Annotated in this window: 9 protein-coding genes; 2 read left to right on the top strand and 7 right to left on the bottom strand. The window is 72.2% G+C overall.

Annotated features, from left to right (window positions below; genetic code table 11):
• Positions 1 to 2 precede the first annotated feature (2 nt).
• Positions 3 to 827, top strand: coding sequence for a PaaX family transcriptional regulator (locus tag ABT342_RS15105; RefSeq protein WP_351572566.1), 825 nt, complete (start codon positions 3 to 5; stop codon positions 825 to 827).
• Between the two features lie 28 nt (positions 828 to 855).
• Here the strand turns inward: ABT342_RS15105 and ABT342_RS15100 are convergent, their stop codons facing one another.
• The gene (locus ABT342_RS15100; protein WP_351572563.1) at positions 856 to 3240 is read right to left on the bottom strand and encodes a bifunctional salicylyl-CoA 5-hydroxylase/oxidoreductase; all 2385 of its coding nucleotides are present in this window, start codon (positions 3238 to 3240) and stop codon (positions 856 to 858) included.
• A 224-nt stretch (positions 3241 to 3464) separates the two neighbouring features.
• Positions 3465 to 4292 (bottom strand): enoyl-CoA hydratase family protein, encoded by an 828-nt coding sequence (locus tag ABT342_RS15095; RefSeq protein WP_351572561.1) that lies wholly within the window; start codon positions 4290 to 4292, stop codon positions 3465 to 3467.
• A 253-nt stretch (positions 4293 to 4545) separates the two neighbouring features.
• Between ABT342_RS15095 and ABT342_RS15090 the strand changes: the two genes are divergently transcribed.
• Positions 4546 to 5007: an ATP-binding protein gene (locus ABT342_RS15090; protein WP_351572558.1), complete on the top strand. Its 462-nt coding sequence runs from the start codon at positions 4546 to 4548 to the stop codon at positions 5005 to 5007.
• Positions 5008 to 5018: 11 nt separating this feature from the next.
• Here ABT342_RS15090 and argF read toward each other — a convergent pair whose 3' ends face one another.
• From argF to ABT342_RS15065, 5 genes are all read right to left on the bottom strand, one after another.
• Positions 5019 to 6035 carry an ornithine carbamoyltransferase gene (argF, locus tag ABT342_RS15085; RefSeq protein WP_351572555.1) on the bottom strand — a complete coding sequence of 339 codons (1017 nt, stop codon included), beginning with the start codon at positions 6033 to 6035 and terminating at the stop codon, positions 5019 to 5021.
• A gap of 115 nt (positions 6036 to 6150) precedes the next feature.
• On the bottom strand, positions 6151 to 7404 hold the full coding sequence (locus ABT342_RS15080) for an arginine deiminase (RefSeq protein ID WP_351572553.1): 1254 nt from the start codon (positions 7402 to 7404) through the stop codon (positions 6151 to 6153).
• 206 nt (positions 7405 to 7610) lie between these two features.
• A complete protein-coding gene (locus ABT342_RS15075; protein ID WP_351572550.1) occupies positions 7611 to 8114 on the bottom strand; it encodes a hypothetical protein in 504 nt (167 codons plus the stop codon).
• A gap of 142 nt (positions 8115 to 8256) precedes the next feature.
• Positions 8257 to 10836: a polynucleotide kinase-phosphatase gene (locus ABT342_RS15070; protein WP_351572548.1), complete on the bottom strand. Its 2580-nt coding sequence runs from the start codon at positions 10834 to 10836 to the stop codon at positions 8257 to 8259.
• The gene (locus ABT342_RS15065; protein ID WP_351572545.1) at positions 10833 to 12302 is read right to left on the bottom strand and encodes a 3' terminal RNA ribose 2'-O-methyltransferase Hen1; all 1470 of its coding nucleotides are present in this window, start codon (positions 12300 to 12302) and stop codon (positions 10833 to 10835) included. The genes ABT342_RS15070 and ABT342_RS15065 overlap by 4 nt, the downstream gene beginning before the upstream one ends.
• Between the last annotated feature and the right edge of the window lie 14 nt (positions 12303 to 12316).

Raw genomic sequence — 12316 nt, 5'->3', positions numbered from 1 at the left:
ACGTGGCCGAGCAGCACACCCCCCGTTCCCTGATCGTCACCCTGTACGGCGCGTACGTACGCGAGCGCGCCGGATCGCTGGCCGTGGCGGAGCTGATCCGTCTGCTGGGCGCGGTCGGTGTCGACGCGCCGTCCGTACGCTCGTCGGTCTCCCGGCTCAAGCGGCGCGGGCTGCTCGTCGCGCAGCGCACGGCGGGCGGGGCCGCCGGATACGCCCTGTCGGACGACGCCCGCCAGCTCCTCGACGACGGCGACCGCCGCATCTACGGGCACCCGGCGCCGGAGCTCTCCGACGGCTGGGTGCTGGCGGTCTTCTCCGTCCCCGAGGCCGAACGCCACAAGCGTCACCTGCTGCGATCCCGGCTGGCCCGGCTGGGCTTCGGCACGGCCGCGCCCGGCGTGTGGATCGCCCCCGCCCGCTTCTACGAGGAGACCCGCCACACCCTGCGCCGCCTCCAGCTCGACCCGTACGTCGACCTGTTCCGCGGCGAGCACCTGGGCTTCACCGCGACGGCGGAGGCGGTCGGGCGCTGGTGGGACCTGGCGGCCGTCGCGAAGCAGCACGAGGAGTTCCTGGACGCCCACGAACCGGTCCTGCGGGCCTGGGAGTCGCGCACCGGCGCCCCGGCCGACGAGGCCTACCGCGACTACCTCCTCGCCCTCGACTCCTGGCGTCGACTGCCGTACGCGGACCCCGGCCTGCCGGAGGAGCTCCTTCCGTCGGGCTGGCCGGGCGCGCGCTCGGCGGCGGTCTTCGCGGGGCTGCACGAGCGGCTGCGGGACGCGGGGGCACAGTTCGTGGAACCGGACGACCCGGCGGCGGCGTGAGCGGGCTCTCACCGGCGCTGCGGCAGTATTACGGCAGCGTGAGGCGCGGCTTCGGCGCGTCCGTGCGGCCCGTCGGGGGTTTGCGGCTGCCCGCGCGGTACGGGAGCGGCCAGGGGGCGGCCGGGCCGGTGTAGTTCTGGTCGGCGGCGGCGTGCAGGGTCCAGTGGGGGTCGTAGAGGTGGGGGCGGGCCAGGGCGCAGAGGTCGGCGCGGCCCGCGAGGAGCAGGGAGTTGACGTCGTCCCAGGAGGAGATCGCGCCGACGGCGATGACCGGGACGCGCAGGGTGTTGCGGATGCGGTCGGCGTACGGGGTCTGGTACGAGCGGCCGTATTCGGGGCGTTCGTCGGGGACGACCTGGCCGGTGGAGACGTCGATGGCGTCGGCGCCGTGCTCGGCGAAGGCGCGGGCGATCCGGACGGCGTCGGCGGCGGTGGTGCCGCCCGCCGCCCAGTCGGTGGCGGAGATCCGGACCGTCATGGGCCGGTCGTCGGGCCAGACGGCGCGGACCGCGTCGAAGACTTCGAGCGGGAAGCGCAGCCGGGCGGCGAGGGAACCACCGTAGGCGTCGGTGCGTTGATTGGTCAGCGGGGAGAGGAAGCCGGAGAGCAGGTAGCCGTGCGCGCAGTGGAGTTCCAGCAGGTCGAAGCCACTGCGCGCGGCGCGGGTGGCGGCCGCGGTGAACTGGCCGCGGATGTCGGCGAGTCCGGCCTGGTCGAGCTGGTGCGGGATCTGGTTGACGCCGGGGCGGTACGGGAGCGGTGAGGCGGCGACGAGGGGCCAGTTGCCGTCGGGGAGCGGGGCGTCCATCTCCTGCCACATGAGCCGGGTGGAGCCCTTGCGGCCGGAGTGGCCGAGCTGGACGCCGATGGCGGTGCCCGGCGAGCGAGCGTGGACGAAGTCGGTGATCCGGCGCCAGGCGGCGGCCTGTTCGTCGGTGTAGAGGCCGGCGCAGCCCGGGGTGATGCGGCCCTGTGCGCTGACGCAGACCATCTCGGTCATGACCAGTCCCGCGCCGCCGAGGGCGCGGGCGCCGAGGTGGACGAGGTGGAAGTCGCCGGGGACGCCGTCCTCGGCGGAGTACATGTCCATGGGTGAGACGACGACACGGTTGCGCAGGGTCAGTCCGCGCAGCCGGAAGGGGGTGAACATCGGGGGCGTGTCCGGCGCACTGCCGAAGTCCCGCTCGACGGAGGCGGTGAAGTCGGGGTCGCGCAGCCGCAGGTTGTCGTGCGTGACGCGGCGGCTGCGGGTGAGGAGGTTGAACGCGAACTGGGTGGGTGGCTGGCCGAGATAGGTGGCGAGGTCCTCGAACCAGCGCAGGCTGGCGGCGGCGGCACGCTGGGTGGATTCGACGACGGGCCGGCGCTCGGCTTCGTACGCGGCGAGTGCCTCGGGGAGTGCGGGCTGCTCCTCGATGCAGGCGGCGAGGGCGAGCGCGTCCTCGACGGCGAGTTTGGTGCCGGAGCCGATGGAGAAGTGCGCCGTGTGGGCGGCGTCGCCGAGCAGCACCGTGTTGCCGTGGGACCAGCGGTCGTTGACGACGGTGCGGAAGGCGGTCCAGGTGGAGGCGTTGCCCCGCAGGGGCCGTCCGCCGAGGGCGTCGGCGAAGATTTTGGCGCACCGTTCGGCGGACTGCTGCTCGTCGCACTCGTCGAGCCCGGCGGCCCGCCAGACCTCCTCGCGCATCTCCACGATGACGGTGCTGCGGCCGGATTGATCCTGCGGCCCGGAGAGGCTGGTCGAGGGGCGGTGGTCCGGCGACGGGCGGGAGAAGGGGTAGCCGTGCAGCTGCATCACGCCGTGCTCGGTCTCGGCGACCTCGAAGCGGAACGCGTCGAAGGCGAAGTCCGCGGCGAGCCAGATGTAGCGGCAGCGGTGGGTGGTGATGCGGGGGTTGAACGTCTCCGCGTGCGCGGCGCGGGTGAGGCTGTGTACGCCGTCGGCGGCGATGACGAGATCGTGGGTGGCGGCGAGCTCGGCGGCGGGCGGCGCCTGCGTGCGGAACCGGAGCCGTACGCCGAGCTCCGCGCACCGCCCGTGCAGGATCTCCAGCAGCCGCCGTCGGCCGAGCGCGGCGAAACCGTGCCCGCCCGAGGTGAGGGTGCGGCCCCGGTGGACGATGTCGATGTCGTCCCAGCGTACGAACTCGTCCTGGAGCGCCCGGTAGACGGCGGGGTCGGCGTGCTCGATGCCGCCGAGGGTCTCGTCCGAGAGGACGACACCGAAGCCGAAGGTGTCGTCGGGGGCGTTGCGCTCCCACACGGTGATCTCGCGGTCGGGGTCGAGCCGCTTCAGCAGGGCTGCGGCGTACAGCCCACCGGGTCCGCCGCCGATGACGGCGACGCGGAGGGGGGCGTCGTCCGCGGCGGGCCGCTGCCCGCCCCGCGCTCCCCCGGAGCTTCGCCCGGACATCGGGGACCGGGGCTGCGCCCCGAACCCCGTTGCGGGCGCCGCGTCCCCGATCCGCCCTGCGTCGGCCGCCGGCGGGGCTCCTTCTGAGCCCGCCCGGGGCGCCGAGGGCTCGCCCTCCACGCGGCGGAGTGGCACCTCGGCACTGCGGGGAGGCTCGGGTTGCGGGGTCGGCTCGCCGTCGGCGTCGGAGGTGCCGCGGGGCTCGCCCGCGTACGACGGCATCGTCACCGCCCCCGCCACTTCGGCGCGCGTTTCTCCGTGAACGCCGCGTGGAACTCCGCGTAGTCCTCGCCGTTCATCAGCAGCGCCTGCGTCGCCGCGTCCAGCTCCACCGCCGCGGCGAGCGGCATGTCCAGCTCCGCCGTGAGCAGTGCCTTGGTCTGGGCGTACGCGAGGGCGGGGCCGTCCGCGAGGCGCCGGGCGAGGGCCTCGGCCGCCTGGTGGGCCCGGCCCTCCTCGGCCAGCTCGCTGATCAGGCCGATCCGCTCGGCCTCGGCGGCCCGGACCGGCTCGCCCAGCATCAGCAGCCGCGTGGCGTGGCCGAGCCCGACGACCCGCGGCAGCAGATACGCCGCGCCCATGTCGCCGCCGGACAGCCCGACCTTGGTGAAGAGGAACGAGAACCGGGCGGACGGATCGGCGACCCGGAAGTCCGCGGCGAGCGCGAGCACCGCGCCCGCACCCGCCGCGACGCCGTGCACGGCCGCGATCACGGGGAAGGGGCATTCGCGCAGGGCCCGTACGACCTGCCCGGTCATCCGGTTGAAGTCGAGGAGCTGGGCGGTGTCCATGGCGAGCGTGGCACCGATGATGTCGTCGACATCGCCGCCGGAGCAGAACCCGCGCCCCTCGCCGCCGAGGACCAGGGCGCGCACCGATCGCTCCCGGGACAGTTCGGCGAGCAGGTCGCGCAGGTCGGCATAGGCGCCGAAGGTGAGCGCGTTGAGCTTCTCGGGGCGGTCGAGCGTGACCGTGGCGACGCCGTCCTGCCTGGTCAGCCGTAGATGTCGCCACTCGTCGGTGTGGGACGCGGAGCTGGGGAACGGGCTCATGGACGCGGCCTCCCTCGGGCTGCCGGCTACTGCCTGCCCCACGAAGCTATCACCCGGATATGACTTCCGTCACGAGAACGCGATAGGGGCATGGTGTGAGCGTGGCAGGGGCGCGATATGCCGCGGTGGCGCGGGGCGCGTGTGACCAAGGTCCCGTCGGAGACCGCCGAGCGGCCCTGGCCGGGCGATTTTCATTCCGTAAAGTTTAAGGAGAAAGCATTGCCCCGCAGCACCGCGAACGGAAACACCTGCCATGTCCGAAGCCGCCGCCACGGCGACCGCCACCACGGCCCACACGGCCGACACGTGGCGCATCGCGCTGCCGCACACCACCGCGGCCGTGCCGATCGCGCGTGCCCTGGTCCGTACGGTGCTCGCGGACGTCGAGGCTCCGGCGGACATCGACACGGCCGAGCTGCTCACGGCGGAGCTCGTCGCCAACGCGGTGGAACACACTCCCGGCCCGGAACCGGTCGAGCTGGTCGTGGAGCCGCTGCCGATGGGCTGCCAGGTCGAGGTGCACGACCCCGACCCCGCCCCGCCGGGCGAGCTCGGCCGCCCGCACGCGCCCGGCTCCGAGCGGCCCGATCCCTGGCAGGAGCACGGGCGCGGACTGCTCCTCGTCCGCACCCTGAGCACAGCCTGCGGCCACCGCCCCACCAGGTACGGCAAGGCGGTGTGGTTCACGCTGGGCGGCGCGGCACCCGTGGCCTGACCGTACGGCTGTCAGGCCGGGGCGGGAGCCGCGGCCATCGTCGCCACCAGTACCGCCTTGATCGTGTGCATACGGTTCTCGGCCTCGTCGAACACCACCGAGTGGGCGGACTCGAACACCTCGTCGGAGACCTCCAGCTCCGTCAGACCGTGGCGCTCGTATATCTCGCGGCCCACCTTGGTACCGAGGTCGTGGAAGGCCGGCAGGCAGTGCAGGAACTTCACGTCCGGGTTCCCCGTCGCCCGCAGCACGTCCATGGTCACGGAGTACGGGGCGAGCACCTTGATCCGCTCGTCCCAGACCTCCTTGGGCTCACCCATGGAGACCCAGACGTCGGTCGCGACGAAGTCCGCGCCGGCGACGCCCTCGGTGACGTCCTCGGTGAGGGTGACCCTGGCCCCGCTGGTCGCGGCGGCCGCACGCGCGGCGGCGACGACCTCGTCGGACGGCCAATAAGCCCTGGGCGCCACGATCCGTACGTCCATACCCAGCAGCGCACCGGTCACCAGGTAGGAGTTGCCCATGTTGAAGCGGGCGTCGCCGAGGTAGGCGAAGGCGATACCGGTGAGCGGCTTGTCGCTGTGCTCGGTCATGGTGAGCACGTCGGCGAGCATCTGGGTGGGGTGCCAGTCGTCGGTGAGACCGTTGAAGACCGGTACGCCCGCGTGCGCGGCGAGCTCCTCGACGGCGTCCTGGCTGTCCCCGCGGTACTCGATCCCGTCGAACATCCGGCCGAGCACCCTGGCAGTGTCCTTGACCGACTCCTTGTGTCCCATCTGGGAGCCGGAGGGGTCGAGGTACGTCGTCGAGGCGCCCTGATCGGCGGCGGCGACCTCGAAGGCGCAGCGGGTACGGGTCGAGGTCTTCTCGAAGATCAGCGCGATGTTCTTGCCACGCAGTCGCTGGACCTCGCCGCCGGCGCGCTTGGCGGCCTTGAGCTCGGCGGCCAGATCGACCAGGCCGCGGAACTCCTCGGCGGTGAAGTCCAGCTCCTTGAGGAAGTGGCGGCCTGCGAGGTGTGTCGCCATGGTGGCTGCTCCTGGGTCACGAATGAGGGGACTCCTGGAAGTCTATACGAAGCACTGTATTGCTATACGGTCACCCCGGCGTCGCCGCACGTTCACCTCCGCCGCCTCCGCTTCGCTACGCGTCAGCCCTCCCCTCGTCCACCGCGTCCCGCTCCACGGGACAGCTCATACAGCGCGGACCGCCGCGGCCCCGGCCCAGTTCGCTGCCCGGGATCTCGATGACCTCGATGCCCTGCTTGCGCAGATGGGTGTTGGTGGTGACGTTGCGTTCGTACGCCACGACCACCCCGGGCTCGACGGCCAGCACGTTGCACCCGTCGTCCCACTGCTCCCGCTCCGCCGAGTGCACGTCCTGAGTCGCCGTGAGGACCCTGATGTCCCGCAGCCCGAGTGCCGCGGCGATGGCGGTGTGCATGTGCTCGGGCGGGTGGTCGGTGACACGCAGGGCCTGCTGCCCGTCGGCCGGTTCGATCGTGTACGAGCGCAGCATGCCCAGGCCCGCGTACTGGGTGAAGACATCGCGGTCGACCATGGTCATCACCGTATCGAGGTGCATGAACGCCCGCCGCTTGGGCATGTCCAGCGCCACGATCGTCCGTGCGGAACCGGCCGCGAACAGCCTGTGGGCCAGCATCTCGACCGCCTGCGGGGTGGTGCGCTCGCTCATCCCGATGAGCACCGCGCCATTGCCGATGACCAGGACGTCGCCGCCCTCGATGGTGGAGGGGTAGTCGTCCTGGCCTTCCGACCAGTGGTGGAAGTCGCCCGCCTCCGGACCCGTGAACAGCGGATGGTGCTTGTAGATCGCCTCGAAGTGCACGGTCTCCCGCTGCCGGGCGGGCCAGCGCATCGCGTTGATGGACACCCCGTCGTAGATCCAGGCGGACGTGTCGCGGGTGAAGAGGTGGTTGGGCAGCGGGTCGAGCAGGAAGTCGTCGAGATCCATGACGTGGAAGCGGACGGACGTCGGCTCGGAGTGGCCCGCGAGGAACTCCCGCTTGGTCATCCCCCCGACCAGCGCCTCGACCAGGTCCGGCGTGGACAACGCGTCGAACGCGGCCCGCAGATGGTCCGTGGCCAGGGGGCCGTACTCCTTCTCGTCGAAGACCCGGTCCAGGACCAGCTTCCTGGCCGCCGGGATCTCCAGGGCCTCGCGCAGCAGATCGCCGAAGAGATGCACCTCGACACCCCGGTCGCGCAGCACATCCGCGAACCCGTCGTGCTCGTGGCGGGCACGGCGCACCCAGAGGAGGTCGTCGAACAGCAGCGCGTCCTTGTTGGTGGGGGTGAGCCGCTTCAGCTCCAGGTCAGGCCTGTGCAGTATGACCCGGCGCAGCCGCCCGGTCTCGGAGTCGACATGGAATCCCATGTCCCCATCCTCACCGGGGGGACCCCCGTTCACTCGGCGAACGCACGGACTGATGTCCCGCCGCTGCCGGCGTCACCGGGACGACACCGGCATCAGGCCGACGAAGAGCAGCGACGCGGCCGTGACGACGAGTCCGATGCCGGAGTCGCCGTCCACCTGGGGACAGCACGGCGAAGCCGACGGCCGCGATCGTGACGCCGAGGCGCTCAACCCAGGCCGAGGACGGCCCCCGGCTCCCCGCGCAGGACCGGGGCCACGATTCCGGCCTGGGGCAACGCGGTTCCGGGGAGGCCGAAGTCGGCCCCGCCGGGCGCCGTCAGGGGCGGTTGGGCCTCCGCGCCCGGGGTGACCGTCGTCAGGTCCGAGACGGGGACCACGAGCTGAGCCGTGCCGCTCTCCCTCTCACTCAGGGGGTGGGGCAGCGGAAGCCCGACCCGCGTCGGCGGAAGCTCGGTGGTCACGGGCACCTGGGGCAGGAGGCCCGCGGGCAGCATCCGGCCCTTCACGTAGCGCGGGCCCTCGGGCACGCCCGGCAGGGGGACCGGCACCCCCGTCCTCAGCGTGGGCGCGTCCAGGGGCAGGGCGTGCTCCAGGCCGCCCAGGGGTACGGCCACGGGCACATGCGTCCCGGCCGCGGCGGACGGCGCCGCCACCGCCGCGGCCACGCACGTCATGAACACACCGAGGCTCCCGCGCACGATCAACTTCATGCTGTCTTCCGTCCTTCCAGAAATCGCGGACACTCCGCTGCCCGGAAGAACGAGCCCAAGGCCGTGATCCCCCCGGTCGTTCCCCCGAGTGCAGTAACGGCCCGGCACTCGGGGGATGAACAGGAGAAATGACCGGTCGGCGTCAGAGCCGGGGGTCGACCGGCTCCGACTCCAGCGCGAGCACCGCGAAGACCGCCTCGTGGACCCGCCACAGCGGCTCACCGTCGGCCAGCCGGTCCAGCGCCTCCAGACCGAGCGCGTACTCACGCAGCGCCAGCGACCGCTTGTGGCCGAGGAACCGGCTGCGCAGCCGGGTCAGGTTGTCCGGTCGCGTGTACTCGGGGCCGTAGATGATCCGCAGGTACTCGCGCCCGCGGACCTTGATGCCGGGCTGGACGAGCCGGCCCTTGCCGTCCCGCACGAGGGACTCGAGCGGCTTGACGACCATGCCCTCGCCGCCCGTGCCGGTCAGCTCCAGCCACCAGTCGACACCCGCGCGCATCGACTCCTCGTCACTCGTGTCGACGACGAGCCGGCGGGTGCGCTGGAGCAGTCCGGATCCGGCACCCGGTGCTGTCGCGGCGTCCGCGTCCACCAGCCGGTCCAGCCACGCCAGTTGCTCGTCGTGCGGCACGGCAGCCAGCGAGCGGCCCTGCACGGCGAGGATCTGGAACGGTGCGAGGCGCACTCCGTCCAGTCCCTCTGTCGTCCAGCAGTACCGCCGGTACGCCTCGGTGAAGGCGGCCGCGTCCGCGGCCCGCTCACGCTGGCGCTCCAGCAGTCCGCCCGTGTCGACACCGCGCGCGACCGCCGCTTCGAGGGCGGCCGTGACGCCCGGGAAGACCGCGGCGGAGGCGGCGCCGACGGCGGCGTACTGCTTGCGCAGCAGTCCGGACGCCTTGAGCGACCAGGGCATCAGCTCCGCGTCGAGCAGCAGCCAGTCCGTCCGGAGCTCGTCCCAGAGCCCGGCTCCGGTGATGGCCGTGCGCAGCCGGTCGAGGATCTGCTCGGTGACGGCGTCGTCGTCGAAGAAGGGACGGCCGGTTCGGGTGTGCAGCGAACCCGTGGGCCCTTCCACACCGAATCGCTCGCGCGCCGCCTCGGCATCCCGGCAGACCAGGGCGACCGCCCGCGAACCCATGTGCTTCTCCTCGCACACGACCCGCTGGACGCCGTCCGCCTTGTACTGCGCGAACGCCTCGGCCGGGTGCTCCAGGAAGGGTCCGTCAGCGTCTCCGCCGCGGGCCTCCTCCCCCGAGGTCGCGGTGGGGGCCATCGTCGGCGGGAGGTACACGAGCAGCCGCGGGTCGACCGCGAACCGGCTCATCACCTCCAGTGCCGCCGCCGCGTTCTCCTCGCGCACCGCGATCCGGCTCATGTGGCGGGTCTCCACGATCCGCCGGCCGTGCACGTCGGCGAGGTCGAGCGGACGGCCCTGGTGTCCGCCGGGTGCCTCGGTCGCGAGCGGCTTGACCGGCTCGTACCAGACCTTCTCGGCCGGTACGTCGACCAGTTCACGCTCGGGCCAGCGCAGCGCGGTCATCCTGCCGCCGAAGACGGCCCCCGTGTCCAGGCAGATCGTGTTGTTGACCCATGAGGTGTTGGGCACGGGAGTGTGGCCGTAGACCACAGCGGCCCGGCCGCGGTAGTCCTCGGCCCACGGGTAGCGCACGGGCAGGCCGAACTCGTCGGTCTCGCCGGTCGTGTCGCCGTACAGCGCGTGCGAGCGGACCCGGCCGGAGGTGCGGCCGTGGTACTTCTCAGGCAGTCCGGCGTGGCAGACGACGAGCTTGCCCTCGTCGAGCACGTAGTGGCTGACGAGTCCGTCGATGAACTCCCGGACCTGCGCGCGGAACTCGTCGCTCTCCTTGTCCAGCTGCTCGATGGTCTCGGCGAGCCCGTGGGTGTGCTGGACCTGCCTTCCCTTGAGCCAGCGTCCGAGCTTGTTCTCGTGGTTGCCGGGCACGCACAGCGCGTTGCCCGCGGCCACCATGCCCATCACCAGTCGCAGCACGCCGGGGCTGTCCGGCCCACGGTCGACGAGGTCACCGACGAACACGGCGGTCCGACCGTCAGGGTGTGCTCCGTCCACATAACCGAGCTTCGCGAGCAGCGTCTCCAGCTCGGAGCGGCAGCCGTGGATGTCGCCGATGATGTCGAACGGACCCGTCAGGTGGCGCAGGTCGTTGTAGCGCCTCTCCAGGACGACCTCCGCCGCCTCGACCTCCTCCACGCTGCGCAGCACGTGCACCTTGCGGAAGCCCTCGCGCTCGAGGCCGCGCAGCGAGCGGCGCAGCTCGCGCCGGTGGCGCTGGATCACGTGACCGGGCATTCCGGCCCGGTCCGGGCGCTGCGCGTTCCTCTCGGCGCACACCGCTTCGGGCATGTCGAGGACGATCGCGATCGGCAGCACGTCGTGCTGCCGGGCCAGCTGGACGAGCTGTCTGCGGCTTTCCTGCTGCACGTTGGTCGCGTCGACGACGGTCAGCCGGCCGGCGGCGAGCCGCTTGCCGACGATGTAGTGCAGGACGTCGAAGGCGTCGCTGCTCGCGCTCTGGTCGTTCTCGTCGTCGGCGACCAGTCCGCGGCAGAAGTCCGAGGAGATCACCTCGGTGGGCTTGAAGTGCTTGCGGGCGAACGTGGACTTGCCGGAGCCGGTGGCACCGACGAGGACCACGAGGGACAGGTCGGTGACGGGCAGTGTGCGGGTGGTGGTGGTCATGCCGCCTCCACCTCCTTCGTGGTCGCGCTGGTCATGGTGAATACGGCCATCTGGGTGGGGGCGCCCACTTCGGGGTCGTCGTCGCCGACGCCCACGAACGCGACGCCGTATCCGTGCCGCACGGCGACCTGCTCCGCCCACCGGCGGAATTCCTCGCGGGTCCATTCGAAGCGGTGGTCGCTGTGGCGTACGTGCCCGGCGGGCAGCGACTCCCAGCGCACGTTGTACTCGACGTTCGGCGTGGTCACGATCACGGTGCGGGGGCGTGCGGAGCCGAACACCGCGTATTCCAGGGCGGGCAGGCGGGGCAGGTCGAGATGCTCGATGACCTCGCTGAGAACGGCCGCGTCATAGCCGCCGAGCCGCTTGTCGGTGTACGTGAGCGAGCCCTGGAACAGGGTGACCCGCTCGGACTGCCGCTCGCCCATGCGGTCCAGCCGGAGCCGGCGGGCCGCGACGGCGAGGGCGCGCGCCGATACGTCCACGCCGACGATCTCAGTGAACCGCACGTCCTTCAGCAGCGCCTGGACCAGCTGGCCCTGTCCACAGCCGAGGTCGAGCACCGTGCTCGCGCCGGCCGCGCGCAGCGCCGTCAGGATGGCCTCGCGCCGGTGCTCGGCGAGCGGCACGGGCCGCTCCTCCGTGTCTCTCGTCTCGTCCACGGCGTTGTCGACGTCCTCGACCTCGAGGTCGTCGCTCTCGGCCAGCCGCACCAGCTCCAGGCGCTCCATCGCCTGCCGGGTCAGCCCCCAGCGGCGCGAGAGGTACCGGCTGGTGATCAGCTGCTGCTCGGGGTGCTCGGCCAGCCAGCCCTCTCCCGCGCGCAGCAGTTTGTCGACCTCGTCGGGGGCGACCCAGTAGTGCTTGGCGTCGTCGAGGACCGGCAGCAGGACGTACAGCTGGCGCAGGGCGTCGGCGAGCCGCAGCTCGCCCTCCAGCACGAGGCGGACGTACCGCGAGTCGCCCCACTCCGGGAACTGCTCGTCCAGCGCCACCGGCTGCGCCTCGACGGAGGTCCAGCCGAGCGGTCCGAACAGCTTGTGGACCAGCTCGGCCCCGCCGCGCGCGGGCAGCGCGGGGACCTCGATGCGCAGCGGCAGGGTGCTTTCCGCCCGCTCCGGCATCGCCTGGCACACACCGCGCAGGGCGCTCTTGAACACCGTGCTCATCGCGACCGAGAGCAGCGACGATGCGGCGTACGGCCGGTCGTTGACGTATTGCGCGAGCGCGGAGTCGGGCGCGCCGCCGCGGCCCTTGCCCTTGCCCCGCCGCACGAGCGCCACGGGGTCCACCTCCAGCAGCAGCGCGGCGGTGCAGCGCTCGGCGGTGGCCTCCGGGTAGAGGACATGGGCCGTGCCGTGCGAGGTGGAGAACGTCTGCGCCTTGTCGGGATGCTTGTGCAGCAGAAAGCCCAGATCGGTGGCGGGACGCTCGGGGGTGCCGGTGGTGCTGATCGTCAGGAACACGCGTCCGAGTATCT

The organism is Streptomyces sp. NPDC000410 (genome assembly GCF_040300305.1).
Lineage (GTDB): Bacteria > Actinomycetota > Actinomycetes > Streptomycetales > Streptomycetaceae > Streptomyces.
This window is presented reverse-complemented; position numbering and strand designations above follow the sequence as displayed.